Origin of the sequence: Vibrio sp. TBV020 (genome assembly GCF_046056895.1) — a bacterium.
In the GTDB taxonomy this organism is placed as follows: domain Bacteria; phylum Pseudomonadota; class Gammaproteobacteria; order Enterobacterales; family Vibrionaceae; genus Vibrio.
Window position 1 is genome coordinate 2,256,004 of sequence record NZ_JBEEAQ010000003.1, and the last position, 16,228, is coordinate 2,272,231.

General features: G+C 44.2%; 15 protein-coding genes. 12 read left to right on the forward strand and 3 right to left on the reverse strand.

What is annotated here, in order from left to right:
* Positions 1-27 precede the first annotated feature (27 nt).
* Positions 28-1,353, reverse strand: coding sequence for a MipA/OmpV family protein (locus tag AAFX28_RS18265; protein ID WP_408689778.1), 1,326 nt, complete (start codon positions 1,351-1,353; stop codon positions 28-30).
* A gap of 118 nt (positions 1,354-1,471) precedes the next feature.
* Here AAFX28_RS18265 and AAFX28_RS18270 point away from each other — a divergent pair, with 118 nt between their 5' ends.
* The 3 genes from AAFX28_RS18270 to AAFX28_RS18280 all read left to right on the forward strand — a co-directional run bounded on the left by AAFX28_RS18270 (position 1,472) and on the right by AAFX28_RS18280 (position 4,272).
* Positions 1,472-1,837 carry a hypothetical protein gene (locus AAFX28_RS18270; protein WP_408689779.1) on the forward strand — a complete coding sequence of 122 codons (366 nt, stop codon included), beginning with the start codon at positions 1,472-1,474 and terminating at the stop codon, positions 1,835-1,837.
* Positions 1,838-1,840: 3 nt separating this feature from the next.
* A complete protein-coding gene (locus AAFX28_RS18275; protein WP_408689781.1) occupies positions 1,841-3,742 on the forward strand; it encodes an alkaline phosphatase D family protein in 1,902 nt (633 codons plus the stop codon).
* 77 nt (positions 3,743-3,819) lie between these two features.
* Positions 3,820-4,272 carry a TerB family tellurite resistance protein gene (locus AAFX28_RS18280; RefSeq protein ID WP_408689783.1) on the forward strand — a complete coding sequence of 151 codons (453 nt, stop codon included), beginning with the start codon at positions 3,820-3,822 and terminating at the stop codon, positions 4,270-4,272.
* 35 nt (positions 4,273-4,307) lie between these two features.
* On the opposite strand, the gene AAFX28_RS18285 is transcribed toward AAFX28_RS18280, so the two are convergent.
* Positions 4,308-4,838 carry an exonuclease domain-containing protein gene (locus tag AAFX28_RS18285; RefSeq protein ID WP_408689785.1) on the reverse strand — a complete coding sequence of 177 codons (531 nt, stop codon included), beginning with the start codon at positions 4,836-4,838 and terminating at the stop codon, positions 4,308-4,310.
* Between the two features lie 88 nt (positions 4,839-4,926).
* Positions 4,927-6,456 carry a diguanylate cyclase domain-containing protein gene (locus tag AAFX28_RS18290; RefSeq protein WP_408689786.1) on the reverse strand — a complete coding sequence of 510 codons (1,530 nt, stop codon included), beginning with the start codon at positions 6,454-6,456 and terminating at the stop codon, positions 4,927-4,929.
* 322 nt (positions 6,457-6,778) lie between these two features.
* On the opposite strand from AAFX28_RS18290, the gene AAFX28_RS18295 reads away from it, so the two are divergent.
* The 9 genes from AAFX28_RS18295 (at position 6,779) to AAFX28_RS18335 (ending at position 16,214) form a co-directional block, all read left to right on the forward strand.
* Entirely contained in the window at positions 6,779-7,411 is a 633-nt protein-coding gene (locus AAFX28_RS18295; protein WP_408689788.1) for a DUF2760 domain-containing protein, read from the forward strand.
* Positions 7,411-9,342, forward strand: coding sequence for an Hsp70 family protein (locus tag AAFX28_RS18300; protein WP_408689789.1), 1,932 nt, complete (start codon positions 7,411-7,413; stop codon positions 9,340-9,342). Before AAFX28_RS18295 ends, AAFX28_RS18300 begins: the two co-directional genes overlap by 1 nt.
* 77 nt (positions 9,343-9,419) lie before the next feature.
* The gene (locus tag AAFX28_RS18305) at positions 9,420-12,230 is read left to right on the forward strand and encodes an Hsp70 family protein (protein WP_408689791.1); all 2,811 of its coding nucleotides are present in this window, start codon (positions 9,420-9,422) and stop codon (positions 12,228-12,230) included.
* A gap of 88 nt (positions 12,231-12,318) precedes the next feature.
* Positions 12,319-12,576 carry a hypothetical protein gene (locus tag AAFX28_RS18310; RefSeq protein ID WP_408689793.1) on the forward strand — a complete coding sequence of 86 codons (258 nt, stop codon included), beginning with the start codon at positions 12,319-12,321 and terminating at the stop codon, positions 12,574-12,576.
* 23 nt (positions 12,577-12,599) lie between these two features.
* Positions 12,600-13,115: a lipocalin family protein gene (locus AAFX28_RS18315; protein WP_408689794.1), complete on the forward strand. Its 516-nt coding sequence runs from the start codon at positions 12,600-12,602 to the stop codon at positions 13,113-13,115.
* A 41-nt stretch (positions 13,116-13,156) separates the two neighbouring features.
* The gene (locus AAFX28_RS18320) at positions 13,157-13,753 is read left to right on the forward strand and encodes a LysE/ArgO family amino acid transporter (RefSeq protein ID WP_408689796.1); all 597 of its coding nucleotides are present in this window, start codon (positions 13,157-13,159) and stop codon (positions 13,751-13,753) included.
* A 125-nt stretch (positions 13,754-13,878) separates the two neighbouring features.
* Positions 13,879-14,187 carry a hypothetical protein gene (locus AAFX28_RS18325; protein ID WP_408689797.1) on the forward strand — a complete coding sequence of 103 codons (309 nt, stop codon included), beginning with the start codon at positions 13,879-13,881 and terminating at the stop codon, positions 14,185-14,187.
* Positions 14,188-14,266: 79 nt separating this feature from the next.
* Positions 14,267-14,866 (forward strand): thiol:disulfide interchange protein DsbA/DsbL, encoded by a 600-nt coding sequence (locus AAFX28_RS18330; protein WP_408689798.1) that lies wholly within the window; start codon positions 14,267-14,269, stop codon positions 14,864-14,866.
* 253 nt (positions 14,867-15,119) lie between these two features.
* Positions 15,120-16,214, forward strand: coding sequence for a NapC/NirT family cytochrome c (locus AAFX28_RS18335; RefSeq protein ID WP_408689800.1), 1,095 nt, complete (start codon positions 15,120-15,122; stop codon positions 16,212-16,214).
* Positions 16,215-16,228: the final 14 nt, after the last annotated feature.

Consider the following 16,228-nt stretch of genomic DNA (forward strand, 5'->3'; position numbering starts at 1 on the left):
TTATCTGCGGCCTTTTCTCTTCAAGTTTTAGAAATCAAACTGAACATAAATTGAGTTGTAGTTACTACCACCTTTGATACGTCCATATTGAGAAGCTTGCTCAAAGATAGCACTGCGGTGATGCAGAGAGTAACCCACCCACATATTGTCTAAATCTCGGTTATTAATTAAATCACCCACATTCATATCCAACGAGAAGTCTAAATAGTTGAGAAGGTTGCTAGGTGTGTACCCCTTCTCTTGCATCTCAGTGTCTTCGATATAAGTAATGTTATCGATGTATGACATACCTTCAGCCACACCAAAGCGCCACTTCGTAGGCCAATCAAAGGTATAGTAAGCTTTGATAGCTGCGATGTATTCAGTTGAAGACGACTGAACACTTGAAGACCAATGATGCGCAACACCAGGAGTAAAGTAGATATCGATAGGCAAACCAAATAGCTCATCAGTTAATGGATGCCCATAAAAGAATGAGGTCATTTGGTTGTTGTTCGGGTCTTTTTCCGTATTGAGCTTCATGATGTCTCCAATATTGGAAGGTGTAGCCCAACCATGAGCGATGCGCACATAACGCTTATTGGTTAACTCTGACTTTTTAGGTTTACTCTTATCATTGAAGAAGCCAAAACCAATATAGAATTCACCTTGATAACGGTCTTCAACAGCAGATGAGTCATACGCTTTATCGTCTAGGCGAGTCACACTGGTTGCACCAAGCAGGTACAAATTTGAGTAGACGTGATAGCGAGCACTTACCCCAACGTTCAAATCAACGCCTCCACCGACACGTTCATCGGTATAGGTAGAGAAGGCATAATACTCACTATTAAAGTCCGCGTCTTTGTAACGCAGCGTAGCGTGAGGGGTAAGCTCCCAATCGCCAAATTCATATTCCCCAGTGGCGGTTAAATTACCATGAAAACGAAAGTCCTTGTCCGCCAAGACCTCGGTATCTAACGTCCACTCATCATTAATGCGGTATCGGAGTTGACCACCAAAATCAATCGCATCACCTTCATTTTCATTTTGTGCTGAAGCTGGGAGATCTACAAACCTCAAACGCATTAAAGCGTTGAACTGAAATTGCTCATCCTCTGTTTCGTAGAGGTAGGCCCCCCCCTCAAGTCCATTGATAAAGACATGCTCATTTCTAAAGAACATCATAGGCACAAATGTACCGACCGTCTGATCACGATCCTGGGTATCAAAAGGGATTGACGCTGTTCGATAAACCGCCGCAATACCCCAGTCTTGCTCAGGTACCGCAGACATTTCTTCAGCTTGAATAGAAACCGAACCTAACCCACTACTTGCTAATACTAACGCTGCTAATCGCTTATAATTTGACATTTTTTGTCCAAAAGTACCGAAGCCACTCAAATTCTGACCAATTAAACCAGTTAATACTTATGTTTATTAGCAATTGGTCGTTAAAATATGAATATATAATCCATCAAATCAAAAAATAGTGAAAGCCTCAGAATTAAAAAGATTACTCAACTCGTTGCCTGAAGATAGCGACCCTGATCTCGTGACGGGTGAAGAGTGGCTACCTGAACGTTTAGTCAACGCTTCGCTAAATGGAGAATTGATGTTTCTTGAGTTTGACTCTGCTCCTGAAGATATTCAAGGTGAAGAAGAAGGTCGTGGTTTTGTTGAGCATGAAGTTGACATGATTCGCCATCGCTTCGAACAAATCTTGATGGATAATGAAGACGTTAAAACCAAAGCTGACGCAATGTTAGCGCTGTTTTTAATGGGGCATGAACTTTCGAGTTCAGAAATCATCGAAATACTTGAAGACCCTGAAGTACCCGAAGAACCAACTGAGTAGTGAATGAAAAAAAGTTTACCTTTCCTAATTGCAGGCCCGATTCTACGTAAAGTCACGTCCAATGAACTGGTATTTTGGCTAGTCACCAGTGAACCGCTTGAAGGGGATTTTTCGCTCCATTTAGAACCTGCGCTAGGCGAGATTTATCGTGAAGACTTATCGAGCTGCCAGCAGTTACAAATTGGTACGCACTGCTTTGTTACTTTGGCTCACTTTCGAGGTGAGTTCCCTGCTAACGTTGCACTTAGCTACGAGTTCCATACCACACAAGGAGAACTGAGCCAATTATACCCAGAGCTACTCTATGGCGATGAAACTCGATTTACCTTCAAGATTTCGACTCAAGCTGACTATATTCTTCATGGTTCATGTCGTAATCCTCATCACCCTAGCCCAGATGCGCTTGTCAGTGCCGACAACAAACTTGCTCAGCAGTCTATAGAACAACGCCCTGATATGCTCATGATGAGCGGAGATCAAATTTACGCCGACCATGTTGCCGGACCAACGCTCGACGCCATAATCCAAACGATTGAGTTACTTGGCCTCCCCGATGAGACATACTCAGATGCGCCTATATCTTCAGGTTCAGAGTTGTTTGCCCATGCGAATTGTTACTATGGGCGCGATAAGCTCCTCCCTCATTATGTCGATGATGGAAATTTATTGACCAAACTCTTTCCGCATCGAAATACACCAATTTTCAGCTCGCGTGATTGTGAAAACCATCTAGTCACATTTTCTGAGTTTTTCGCCATGTACCTTTTGGTTTGGTCCCCTACTTTATGGCCATACCTAAACCCAGCTCGACTGCATGACGAGCATTTTACTCAGGCAGGTCAGACACTCGAACCTAAATGGCAACAGCAGTGGCGAGATGAAAAACATGTCATGGCCGAATTCATTGCCGGATTGCCAAAAGTACAGCGCCTGTTTGCTCATATCCCGACCTATATGATCTTTGATGATCATGACGTGACTGACGATTGGAACTTAACCATTGGTTGGGAAAAGGCCGCCTACAGTAATCCTTTTTCTAACCGAATCATCGGTAACGCTTTAATTGCTTATTGGCTGTGCCAAGGCTGGGGGAATGAGCCGGACAATTTCAATCAGGAATTCATGTCTGTCGCCTCTCAATTCTTATCTGAACCTGGCGAGCGTTATCAGGATGAATTTATTCAATATCTTTACACTTTCGAGCGTTGGCACTATACGATTCATACCTCCCCTAAGGTAGTGGTGCTAGACACCCGAACTCGCCGCTGGCGTTCAGAATCGAGAATGAATAAACCTTCTGGTTTGATGGACTGGGAAGCATTAATTGAGTTCCAACATGAATTGATGCACCAAGATAAAGTCATTGTCGTCTCTGCAGCGCCGATGTTTGGTGTGAAAGTCATTGAGGCGATGCAAAAAGCCGCAACAATGGCTGGCCAACCACTGTTAATCGACGCGGAAAACTGGATGGCCCACCCAGGCAGTGCCAATACGTTGCTAAGTATCTTCACCCACACAAAAACACCCACTAACTTTGTCATTTTGTCCGGCGATGTCCATTACTCTTTTGCTTATGACATCAAATTACGATTCCGACGTAATAGTCCTAACATCTATCAAATCACATGTAGCGGGTTTAAAAATCAGTTCCCAGAACCACTTCTAGCTGGGTGCGATCATGCCGATCGCCTGCTCTATTCACCGCGCTCTCCGCTTAACTTTTTCACCAAACGTAAGAGGCTGAAAATTAAGAAGAGAGATCCAAATACATCTGGGCGCCGTAGACTTGTTAATACTAGTGCGATTGGTGAGTTGAAGCTCGATAGCCGAGGCAAACCAGAACGAGTGTCGATATTGACCGGAGACGGCGTCGAGTGGGACTTTCCACCAATAGAAGAAAAGTAAGGTTTCTGTAAAGAGCCTTGAGTTGTCGTTCGATAAGCACTATCTATAACTATAAGAACACAATAAAGGCTCGATATATGCTCAACTCTATTACTTCTTTATTCAAACAACTGCTCGAAGGAAATGACTTAGGCCAGAGTGCTCAGCCTGACACGAATCTCGCTATTGCTTGCTTACTTTGTGAAGTTGCCGGTGCAGATCACCAAATCGATCAGGTAGAAGTTGAAGCAAAAAGGCAGTTGCTCGCTAGGTTGCTTTCTATTGATGAAACAAACGCACAAACGCTTTTGTCACGTGCAGAGTCTCGCAGTAAAGATTCCGCCTCCCTCTATGATTTTACATCGCAGTTGCGTGAGCTTAGCCAAGAAACTCGCTTTGAGTTAATTAAAGCAATGTGGGAAGTTGCTCATGCTGATGGTGAGATTGACCCGCTTGAAGATTCCGTGATTCGTAAAACTGCCGAGCTGCTTTACGTCGACCATAGTGACTTTATCCGAGCTAAGCTGTCCGTGACAGAACCAAAGCGCTAGACACAAAAAAGGGAGCACTCCGCTCCCTCTGTTTTCTAAAGCATCGTTAATGCGAGCTTTGCTAAGTTGTACGCATCAACGTAACCAGAATGTTGGCGCCCTTCCCACTCAATACCTTTCGCTTCTTGTGCCGCTTTATGACCAATACGCTTATCTTTCAAGCGATGTTGAATGCGATACAAGGTCGCTAAGTTAATAAACTCTTTAAATGGCATTTCTATGCCTTTATCTTGGCACTCTTTCACCAAAACACGATCATCACGACCCCAAGCCGCATAGATCTTGTTTGCTCCGCCAAAGTTCTTAACCATCGATTTGAGCACTTCTTCGAGTGGGCGACCTTGCTTTTCGATTTTACGAGGCGTGATACCCGTCAACTGAGAACAAAATAGCGAGACTTCATCATGCTCAGGTTTCACGTAGTATTGAGCGCGCTTAACAATCTCGCCACTGACAAGATCAATTTCAGCTAGTCCTACTTCGATAATTTCGCCTGTCGTACCGACACCGTTTTCATTCCAACAGCACATCTCTAAATCGAAACAAACTACACGGTTATGGTTCATGATTTGCCTATGTTCAAAGAATTCACAAAGCGCAAAATTCTACATGAGAATCACGCAAAACTCGACCATTCATCATTTAACTGGTCAGTTAATCCGCAACTGTGACACAGTTGCGCCCTGCCTGCTTACTCTTGTAGAGTTGTGCATCGGCAGCTTGAAGGATCTGCTCCTCTGTTTCCAACATTCGGATAGCTGCACCAACGCTCAGAGTGCAGCGTATTTTATTTTCGCCAAACACATGAGTTGAGCTTGCTACCACTCGACATATATTGTTTAAGTAAGCAAACAATTTATCAGGATCGACGGTTGTCGTAATAATGCAGAACTCATCTCCGCCCATACGGACAAAAATATCCCCTTCGTCTAACAGAGCTTGGACGGTATTAGCCACAAACACCAGCATTTCATCACCAGCAACATGGCCGAAATGATCATTGATTGATTTAAACTTATCGATATCGAAGCCGACTAAAGCAAAAGTCTGCTCTCTTTCGACTTGGTCGGATAAAAAACGGTTGAACGCGCGTCGGTTGTATAAGCCCGTCAAAGAATCATGGTCAACCATAAAGCGTAGCTCTTTGGTACGTTCATCAAGAAGCAATGCTAGGTGCTCTTTTTCGCGTACAAGGAGTAGTACGATGTAGCTCAACAGAGCTGCAATAACAAATCCCGCGATCGTAATCCATGTCAATACGAAACGTTCATTGTCCGTCACGCTGTTAACCAGTTTAAAATCGACCAGCCACTCTCGGTTAGGTAGTGTGACTCGCTTAGTGATCTCTATGCCCTCGGTACTATCCCATGCATCGCTTTGATACAAAATAGGGTCGTCTTCTGCATCGAAGCCCATATCGATAACTTTGATCAGTAAGTCTTGCTCGGTTGCAGTGCGCTTAATCAACCCTTCAAAATAGTGCGTAGTGCGAATCACACCGACAACCACCCCTATAAGCTCTTGATCATTGTCGATATCAAAAACTGGGTGATACACCAACATGCCAGTCTTTTGCAGGTTTTTATCGAGACCATCTTGAAGAAGCCTCACTTTATCAGATACGTTGGGCTCACCAGTTGCTGTCAATCCATCTAGTACGAGTTGGAAGCGAAGTCGAGAAGAATAAAAGCCAAGCAAGCCGATGTTAGCTTCATTACGAGGGTAAATGTCAGACGCTACATAGATTGGCTCATTATCTGGCATAATATAGCCATAAGTCTTTGGACCATCTTTAGGAATCGTATAGAGCTCAAAACCAGGAAAAGTACCGCGTACATCATTGATATGCCGAGATATATCTTGTTCCTCAACCCGCTGCATCCATTGTAATGCTATCAGTGTTTCTGACTGAGAAACCAACTCTTCTGCGAACACAGGGAACCGACTCCAATTATCGCGTTCTGTAGAATGATAGAAATTCGCCCCTGCTCCGATAAAATGCAGATCACTTTCAACCACTTGCTGTAAGTTTTCAGCCTGTTGATCCGCCAATTTATTTACCATGGAAACGGTATGATCAACTTGGGTTTGGTAAACAAAGTGCACCGCATAGGTTGTAACCAAAACGGTAAAAATGAAAGTAAGTGCTGGGTATAAGAACTTCTTTTGAGTAAATCGTTGCATAAAGCCTTGTAGGTTTAAGCCAATCTAAAATGACCCTACATTTTAGTCATATAATTTTACTGACTGAAAGCACAATCGCTTACTCGCACTAAATTCGTTCGTTTCTATGATCTTTGACGCTATTCAACCTAGCAATTAGCTCAAAAACAAACCAATTAGTCGTTCAAACGTAAGATTAGACCTGTTTTTGTAGCCGGACGATACCTTGATTATGGTACTATCAGCCCCAATTTATCAGATTAAATGGGCTCTTGAATTCATTAGAGAGCCACAGCAGAGATTGAGCTAATCTCTCAGTAAACTAAAACATAAGAGAATTGTCATGACGTTCGATTTACAAATGATCCCTCAAACGTTCGATATGCTTCATGCAGGTCTAACTGCATCAAGTGTTCTTTTACTTCTCATTGCGGTTTCTCGTAAACCAAAAGTGATCGAAAAAGTGGTTGAGAAACCAGTCGAAAAAATCGTTGAAGTAGAGAAAGAAGTCGAAAAGATCGTTGAAGTTGAAAAAGTTGTCGAAGTAGAAAAAGTTATCGAGAAAGTCGTCGAAGTAGAATCAAAACTAGCAACAGCATCAACAGATTCAGCGATGCAGCTACTTTCTATCATGCAACAAGAAGCCCGTCTAATTGACTTCTTGAAAGAAGACCTTACTTCGTTCTCTGACGAAGAAGTTGGCGCTGCGGCTCGCGTTATTCACACCGGTGGCCAAAAAGTACTGAGTGACTATGTAACGCTTGAGCATATTCGCAGCGAAGACGAAGAGACTCGAATCACTGTCCAAGAAGGTTTCAACCCTCAAGAAGTTCGCCTAACAGGTAACGTAACAGGTAGCGCACCTTTCAACGGTACATTGGTACATAAAGGTTGGAAAGCAAGTTCAATGAACCTACCTAAGCTAGCTGAAAACTACGACGCTTCTGTTATTGCACCAGCTGAGGTTGAGCTGTAATGGAACACCAAAATGTAGAACAACAAGCTTCGATTTCTGAAACGCCTAAATTTAGCGTAGGTATCGACTTGGGTACGACTCACTGCGTATTGTCTTATGTGGATACAACGCAAGAAGAAGCTCGTGTTGAAGTAATGCCGATTCCCCAGTTGACTGCACCAGGTACTGTCGAAACACGTAGCCAACTAGGTTCTTTCTTATACCAACCACACGAACACGAAATGAATCCTTCATCTCGTGTACTACCTTGGTCATCAGAGCCAACTGCTTTGGTCGGTGCAATTGCGCGTAACCTTGGTGCAAAGACACCTATCCGTCTTATTGCTAGTGCGAAGTCATGGTTATGCCATGGTGGTGTTAATCGACGTGATGCTTTCTTACCTGCGGGTAGCCCAGAAGAAGTTGAAAAGGTATCACCACTACGCGCAACTGAGCTTTACTTAGAGCACCTAAAGCAAGCATGGGATCATGCAAACCCAAGTAATCCACTTGCTGACCAAGATGTCACAATCACTGTACCAGCATCTTTTGATCCAGCCGCTCGCGACCTGACAGCTGAAGCTGCTCGCAACGTTGGTTTTGTACATCTAACACTTCTTGAAGAGCCTCAAGCTGCCCTTTACAACTGGATCGACAACAGCAACGACAAATGGCGTGATGAAGTCTCTGTCGGGGATATTGTTTTAGTTGTTGATATCGGTGGTGGTACTACTGACCTTTCTTTAGTTGAAGTAACGGAAGATGAAGGCAACCTAACCCTAAATCGTATCGCGGTAGGTGAACATATCCTACTTGGTGGTGACAACATGGACTTAGCCCTTGCTTACCGCCTGAAAATGAAGCTCGCTCAAGAAGGTAAAGAGCTACAGCCATGGCAAGTTCAAGCGATGACACATGCTTGTCGTGATGCAAAAGAAGCGCTATTAAATGATAGTGAACTGCAATCAGTGCCAATTGTTGTTCCTAGCCGTGGTTCTAAGCTATTAGGCTCGACACTAAAGACTGAATTAACACAGCAAGAAGTACAGCAAACACTTGTTGATGGCTTCTTCCCACAGATTGCGGTAACTGAGCATCCCGTTCAACGTAACCGTGGTGCATTAACACAAATGGGGCTGCCATATGCTCAAGATGCGGGGATTACTCGTCATATTGCTGCGTTCTTAACGAAACAAGCCAACGCGCAAAATGGTGAAACTGCACCAGCTCAAGACTTTAATCCATTTGCAAACATGCCAGGTATGGGCGGTGAACCAGCATCAGCTGATTTCATTAAACCAACCGCTATTTTGTTCAATGGTGGTGTCCTGAAATCAACTTTGTTAGCAACTCGCCTAGAAGACACGATCAACGAATGGCTACTCAGCGCTGACACAGAAATGGCGAAGCGTCTGACAGGTGTTGATTTGGATCTTGCTGTCGCTAGTGGCGCATCATACTACGGCTCAGTGCGCCGAGGTCAGGGTGTTCGAATTCGTGGCGGTATCGCTTCCTGCTACTATGTTGGTATTGAGAGCGCTATGCCTGCTATTCCAGGCATGGCTCCTCCAATGGAAGCACTTTGTGTTGCGCCATTCGGTATGGAAGAAGGCTCAAGTGTCGATGTTCCTAGCCAAGAATTTGGTTTGATCATTGGTCAGCCTGTTAACTTTCAGTTCTTCGGGTCAACAGTAAGACGTGAAGATGTAGAAGGTACTCATCTTGATCATTGGGGCCCTGATGAGCTAGAAGAGTTGCCTGAGATTCAAGTGACACTTCCTGTATCAGAAGGTCGTCGTGAAGGTGAAGTCGTCCCAGTGACATTAGCATCAAGAGTGACAGAATTAGGTACGCTTTACCTAGAAGCTATCGCAACCGACAACGGCCAGAAATGGCATGTTGAGTTCGATGTACGTGAAGACACTAACGTCGCAGACAACGAACAACATTAATCAATGTGCGGCACCTATAAGGGTGCCGTACTTTTATAATTAGAATCCGTCATCACATTGGCAAAGTAAGGATTTGTATGGCATCTCCTCGTTTTCTTGTTGGTATTGATTTAGGTACAACCAATACGGTTGTCGCATTCTGTGAAATAACCGACGACCTACAGCAATCCGAAGTATCCCTCTTTGAAATTGACCAGTTAATTGGCCCGGGTGAAGTGGTTCGAAAACCACTTCTACCTTCATTCCGTTACCATCCTGCGCAGGGGCAAATTTCTCCTTCTGACCTAACCCTACCTTGGGAACCAGTACCAGTAGCGGGAGACATCAAACATGTCATCGTTGGAGAATGGGCTCGTGAACTTGGCGCTAAAGTGGAAGGCCGCCAGGTATCGAGCGCCAAGAGTTGGCTATCTCACCAAGGGGTAGATCGCAGCAGTGATATTCTTCCTTGGGCAGGTGCTACTGATGTCGACAAAGTCTCACCCGTTATTGCCAGTGCGAGCTATTTAAATCATATTCGCCAAGCTTGGAACTATCGCAATCCAAGTAACAAACTTGAAGACCAAGACGTGGTAGTCACTGTGCCGGCATCATTCGATGAAACTGCGCGTAAACTTACTCTCGAAGCCGCTCAACTTGCAGGACTTAACAAGATTGTTCTGCTAGAAGAACCGCAAGCCGTTTGCTATGACTGGTACGCTCGTCACCAACAGAGCGCCGCTGAAGAACTTAAGCAGTTACCGCTAATTTTGGTTTGTGATGTGGGTGGTGGTACAACCGACTTGAGTTTGATTGAAGCAAGCTTCGATTCAAATGATGCGCTAGCGCTGGATCGTATTGGTGTCGGTGAACACTTAATGCTAGGTGGCGATAACCTAGACTTAGCCCTTGCTCACCTAGCTGAAACTCGCTTTAACCAATCCAAAAAACTCAATGCAGCTAGCCTAACTAAGCTAATTCAGCAGACTCGTAAAGCGAAAGAAAACCTACTGGCTGCAAACGCACCAGACGAAGTCAAAATTACCATGTTAGGTAGTGGTTCTAAGCTACTTGGCGGTACCAAGAGTATTGGCCTTTCAAAACAAGAAGTTCATCAAATCGCACTTGATGGTTTCTTTCCTCTGAGTGATTTCGAGCAAACACCAGATAAGCGCCGTAGTGCAGTAGTTGAATTTGGACTACCTTACGTCGCCGATCCTGCTGTCAGCAAGCACGTAGCTGAATTTCTAAATCAGCACCAGCAAGTTTCGTACTCTGCCTTGAATCAAGAAGACCAATCGAAACCAGCTATCCCGGTTGGGCTGCTGCTCAATGGCGGTGTGTTTAATAGTGAGTTGGTAGCCGAGCGTGTTACAAGCTTATTAGGCAATTGGCGTGGAGAGCCAGTAACGGTGTTAGATAACCCGCACCCAGACTGGTCCGTTGCATTAGGTGCAGTTGCCTTTGGTAAAGCTCGTCGTGGCGCTCAATTGAAGATTGGTGGTGGTGCTGCTCGTTCATACTTCTTACACCTTCAAGAAAAGAATAAGATGGGCAAAGCCTTGTGCCTACTATCGAAAGGGACCGAAGAAGGCCACGAAATTCGCCTTAGCGGACGTCGATTCTCGCTTACTCTTGGTGAACCAGTTCGGTTTAACTTACTCACTACAACACACGACACTCTGACCAATAACACCGCTATCCAAAATGGTGTCATGGTCGACATCGACCCTGATCTATTCGCTCCACTTCCACCTTATATATCCACGTTAGAAGGTGAAGGTGTTGAGCTTAAAGCGAACCAAAAAGAGCGAGTAGAGGTGCAACTCGCTTGTCAATTAACCGAAGTCGGCACGCTAAAAATGGAATGCGTCAACGTTGAAGATGATTCAAAACGATGGGAGTTAGAATTCGAAGTACGCAATCAAAAAGTAGAAGAAGAGCAACAACAAGACTTACACCCTCGCCTTGCCGAATGTAAGGAGCTTGTGTCTCGTATATACAGTGGCAACAAAAAAAGTGCAGACTCAAAAGAGATTAAAACACTTGCCAAGGAACTCGAGAAAAAGCTCGGAAAACGTGAAGAATGGGACTTCCCTACTCTTCGCCATCTTTTCGATTCCTTTGCACTAGGACGTAAGCGTCGCCGCCGCTCTGAGCCACACGAAAAAAACTGGCTGAGACTCGCTGGCTTTTCGCTTCGCCCAGGTTTTGGTGATGCCACCGATTCTTGGCGTATTGAACAAGTTTGGGGACTCTATCAACAAGGCATTCAGTTCAAAAACCATCAAGGCTGGACCGATTGGTGGGTATTTTGGCGTCGTATAGCAGGAGGTTTAAGCCAAGAGCAACAAGAAACTATATTGGCTGATATTGCAAAATATCTGCACCCTGGTGCAATGAAAAACCCACAATCTGCAAAGGCTGCTCAAGATATGGGCTACGAGTCGATGGTTCGTTTAGCGGCGTCACTTGAACATTTAGAAGTGGAAGACAAAGTGTTGCTTGCTTCTTGGTGTTTAAGTAAAGCAATCAACCATAATCAGTTTGAGCAAGCGCACTGGTGGGCTCTCGGTCGATTGGCCTCTCGAACGCCATTATATGGTAGCCAGCATAGTGTGATTCCCCGTGAACAAGCAGAACAATGGTTGCCTAAACTACTAGAACAAAACTGGCAAAAAGAGCCAATGATCGCCTTCGCAGCTGTGATGATTTGTCGTAAAACCGGTGACCGCTTATTCGATATTTCAGACAGTTTCAGAGCGGAAGTCATCACCAAACTCAAACAAAGCAAAGTTCCAGACTCTTGGTTATCTCTGGTAGAAGAAGTGAAAGAACTATCTGAGAGCGAGTCTAAACGTGTATTTGGTGATGCTTTGCCAAGTGGTTTAACATTAGTAAACCATTAATCACTGATAGCGTGTCGGCTAAAGTGCTGACACGCATTCCTGCGTTCAACACGTAGTAATCCCATTTAATATAAGTAGATACACTGATATGAATAAGAATGTTTGGGTTGGCATTTTGACTGCGCTTTTAGGGCTCGTTGGGCTTATTTTTTTAATGGCGGCAGAGTCTCACTTCCCGATCGTCCAATGGCCTTATCAAGCCTTCCAAGGGTTAGTATTTTCATTCGTATGGGGCTTCGGTGTTTCAGCAGTCGTTGGCCATATCTATGCTAGCTTTGTCGTCATAACCGTCGCTATCGTAAGTTTTGCTATTGGCCACAAGATCGCGCGTATTTTCAGCAAGTAAAAACAATCTACAAGGAAGTCATCATGAGAAACGGATTTATCATCGTATTAGCTCTGTTGTTGAGTGGTTGCCTTGGCATGCCAAAAGGTGTGGAACCAGTCAGCGATTTTCAGCTCAATAATTACCTAGGCACTTGGTATGAAGTTGTTAGGCTCGACCACTCGTTTGAACGTGGATTGAAAAACGTCACCGCCGATTACTCATTGCGTGAAGATGGTGGCGTACGAGTCATAAACCGCGGTTACTCTACTGAAAATCAGGAATGGAAAGAGGCAGAAGGCAAAGCTTACTTCGTAAACGACAACAATCAAGGTTATCTAAAAGTATCTTTCTTCGGCCCCTTCTATGGCTCATACATCGTATTTGATCTAGACAAGACAAATTATCAATATGCGTTTATCTCTGGACCAAATAATGATTACCTTTGGTTACTATCTAGAACGCCGAACGTCAGCCAAGAGATCATAGACAAGTTTGTCTCGATGTCAGAGAAACGTGGCTTTGACACTAATCAACTGATTTTCGTCGAGCACGATTAGTTTTACGTAGATAGCTGATATTTAAATTTTTGGAAACTGCAATGACAACATATATAGCGGGATTCTCACTCGGGCTTTCACTGATTATTGCCATTGGTTCTCAGAATGCATTTGTCCTCAAACAAGGGCTAAAGCGCCAATATGTTTTTGTAGTTTGCGCCGTTTGTGCAATTTCCGATGCTATTTTGATTAGTTTGGGGGTTGCTGGTTTCGGCGCTATCATAAAGCAGTATCCACAAATAGAAGCTTTCGCCCGATATGGCGGCGCTCTGTTTCTGATCGCCTATGCCTTGCTTAGCTTCAAGTCAGCATTTACCGCTCATCACGGCATGGATACTCGCTCGGAGACTAAAGCCTCCCTCTTCAAAGCAGTCTCGATGTGTTTGGCATTTACATGGCTCAATCCGCATGTCTACCTAGATACCGTTATTCTGCTCGGATCTATTTCTACACAATATCAACCTAATCAGGGGCTATTTGCAGCAGGTGCGATCACAGCTTCATTGTTATTTTTCTTTTCACTGGGTTATGGTGCAAAATTCTTAGCGCCGTTATTCAAAAAACCAAAGTCATGGAAAGTCTTAGAATTTAGTGTCGGAATAATTATGTCGTCCATCGCCTTCTCTTTGATCTTGTAAAAATGGCCTTAAGTTAACAACTTCGTCGACCAGCTCTTCTATTTTGAATCTATTTAGGTAAGCTACATGCGAATTAAGTTAGGGTCACTATTTTGATTAGCCGTAGAATAGTCATTGCGTTTTTTGTGTCATTCACACTGATTTTTGCCAGTGTGACTGCGAGTGCGCAAACTAATCCCCTTTCTTATTCAACAGACAATGCTCATCTCGAGCTTAGCCTGACAGTGCATCCAGCTGAGTGTCCAAAATCCGATCACAGTGATCAAACCATTAGTCACCATTGTTGTGCCTCAATCTGCCTACTAAAAACGCCCCTCGCTCAAACCGTTACCTTAACTACCCCACTCTCAGTATCTTTGGCTCCTATCGGTCAAGACACGTTTGGAAAAGCCATCTCTCGTATTCAAACTCTTTTCCGTCCTCCTATCGCTTAACCCGAACTTACTTACACCACTTGCTCTGTCATATGGCCGAGAAGTGACCCAATTTTTGGTAATTTTTAGGACTTAAACGATGAAAAAGTTAATCACTCTATTTGCAAGCCTTGCGCTTTCATTCACGGTACACGCAACCCAGTTCGAGGAAGGTACTCATTACAAAGTATTGGACGTAGAAAAATCTGCGACATCAAAAGTCACCGAGTTCTTTTCATTTTATTGCCCACATTGCTACAAATTTGAACCGGTGATCGACAACCTGAAAGCAGCACTTCCTGAGAGCGCAACTTTCGAGAAGGTACATGTTGCTTTCATGGGTAATGATATGGCTATTCCAATGGCAAAATCATACGCGACCATGGTTGCTCTAGATGCTGAAAAAACGATGGTACCTGCGATGTTTAAACAGATTCATGAACTGCGCGCAACGCCAAAAGATGAACAAGCGCTTCGCCAAGTCTTCATTAATAATGGAATTGATGCTGACAAGTTCGATTCTGCGTACAACAGTTTTGTCGTGAACTCGATGCAAAAAGGTTTTGATAAGCAATTTGAGAAAAGTACGTTGACTGGCGTTCCTGGTGTTTTAGTTAACGACAAGTACATTGTAAAACCTGATCAGATCCGCTCATTCGATGAGTATAACCAGCTGGTCAATTTCTTACTGACACTTTAACACTCCCATCGCTGAGCTAGCTAGGCTTACTGGCTAGCTCCGTCACTACCCAGCGCCCCACTCAAAATATACACATCACAAATACTTACATATAAGTACATAAACCTGAAAAATCACACATTCAGATCTTTATCCCAGTTTTATTCACTATACACACAATTTATGCATGGACATGAGCCAGATCAATACCAAGTACTACTAAAGGAGTAATTTGCGACTAATCATTTAGTTTTGTAAAGAGTTATTTCAATTCATGTCAATAAAGAAACGCTACATCGCTTTGATAACGGTTATCGGTATCGGTATCGGATGGCTGACATTAGGCGGTACAGCCGCGGTTATGCATTACACATCTAGTACCGAATTCTGTGTTTCTTGCCACTCAATGGAGATCCCATACGAAGAGTACGAAGGCTCGATTCACTTTAGTAATGCCAAAGGCATACGCGCCGAGTGTGCTGATTGTCATATCCCATCAGATCCGGTTGATTATGTCATCACCAAAATTCGCGCTAGCAAAGACATCTACCATGAGTTTGTAACTGGAAAGATCGATACAGAAGATAAGTACGAAGAACATCGAATGGCGATGGCGGAAACTGTCTGGGCTCAGCTAAGAGCAAATGATTCTGCAACCTGCCGTTCATGCCATGAATTCGGTGCAATGGACACGTACGAGCAGTCTGAAGATGCGGCCAAAATGCACCAATACGGCCAAGATAATAATCAAACTTGTATTGACTGCCATAAGGGTGTCGCTCACTTCGCTCCAGAGCCAGAGATGGACAGCGCAGCCTTCGACAACCTAATGGCCTTCACTGAGAAGACCGACCCAAATGCCAAGACAGTTTACCCAGTTGAAGCTGTTCAAATGGGCGAGTTAGGAACCATCAACCCTACTACCGAACTGCACGTGATCGCTCAAACTGATACATCTCGCACGGTTCAGTTAGACGCGTATCAGATGAAAGGCGCAGAGCAAGTCCTTTACTTTGGCGAAGGTCAACGAGCGATCGTCGCTATGCTGACGGACGCAGGTCAAGCCGCTCTTACCGTTGGAGATTACACAGCAGATGAGTATGGCAATGAATGGCGCACAGCTTCTTTGCAAGCCGAAATTACTGCACCTGTACTCGATACTCAAGAGCCGCTGTGGGATTACGCTGAGCAGCTAGACACCGTTTACTGTTCAACTTGTCACGCAAAAATTGCGGCGGGCCATTTTACTGTTAACGCTTGGGGACCTGTAGCAAAAGGCATGGGCGACCGTACCGATATTTCAGAATACGACTTAGAAGTACTGACTAAATTCTTCCAGAACCACGCAAAAGATGTGGCTGGTCACTAAGAAACATAAGGAAA

What these genes read in the sequence shown, in the direction of transcription:
- AAFX28_RS18265 (WP_408689778.1), bottom strand. Translation starts at nt 1,353, where the DNA reads ATGTCAAATTATAAGCGATTAGCAGCGTTAGTATTAGCAAGTAGTGGG.
- AAFX28_RS18275 (WP_408689781.1), top strand. Translation starts at nt 1,841, where the DNA reads ATGAAAAAAAGTTTACCTTTCCTAATTGCAGGCCCGATTCTACGTAAA.
- AAFX28_RS18280 (WP_408689783.1), top strand. Translation starts at nt 3,820, where the DNA reads ATGCTCAACTCTATTACTTCTTTATTCAAACAACTGCTCGAAGGAAAT.
- AAFX28_RS18285 (WP_408689785.1), bottom strand. Translation starts at nt 4,838, where the DNA reads ATGAACCATAACCGTGTAGTTTGTTTCGATTTAGAGATGTGCTGTTGG.
- AAFX28_RS18290 (WP_408689786.1), bottom strand. Translation starts at nt 6,456, where the DNA reads ATGCAACGATTTACTCAAAAGAAGTTCTTATACCCAGCACTTACTTTC.
- AAFX28_RS18295 (WP_408689788.1), top strand. Translation starts at nt 6,779, where the DNA reads ATGACGTTCGATTTACAAATGATCCCTCAAACGTTCGATATGCTTCAT.
- AAFX28_RS18300 (WP_408689789.1), top strand. Translation starts at nt 7,411, where the DNA reads ATGGAACACCAAAATGTAGAACAACAAGCTTCGATTTCTGAAACGCCT.
- AAFX28_RS18305 (WP_408689791.1), top strand. Translation starts at nt 9,420, where the DNA reads ATGGCATCTCCTCGTTTTCTTGTTGGTATTGATTTAGGTACAACCAAT.
- AAFX28_RS18310 (WP_408689793.1), top strand. Translation starts at nt 12,319, where the DNA reads ATGAATAAGAATGTTTGGGTTGGCATTTTGACTGCGCTTTTAGGGCTC.
- AAFX28_RS18315 (WP_408689794.1), top strand. Translation starts at nt 12,600, where the DNA reads ATGAGAAACGGATTTATCATCGTATTAGCTCTGTTGTTGAGTGGTTGC.
- AAFX28_RS18320 (WP_408689796.1), top strand. Translation starts at nt 13,157, where the DNA reads ATGACAACATATATAGCGGGATTCTCACTCGGGCTTTCACTGATTATT.
- AAFX28_RS18330 (WP_408689798.1), top strand. Translation starts at nt 14,267, where the DNA reads ATGAAAAAGTTAATCACTCTATTTGCAAGCCTTGCGCTTTCATTCACG.
- AAFX28_RS18335 (WP_408689800.1), top strand. Translation starts at nt 15,120, where the DNA reads ATGTCAATAAAGAAACGCTACATCGCTTTGATAACGGTTATCGGTATC.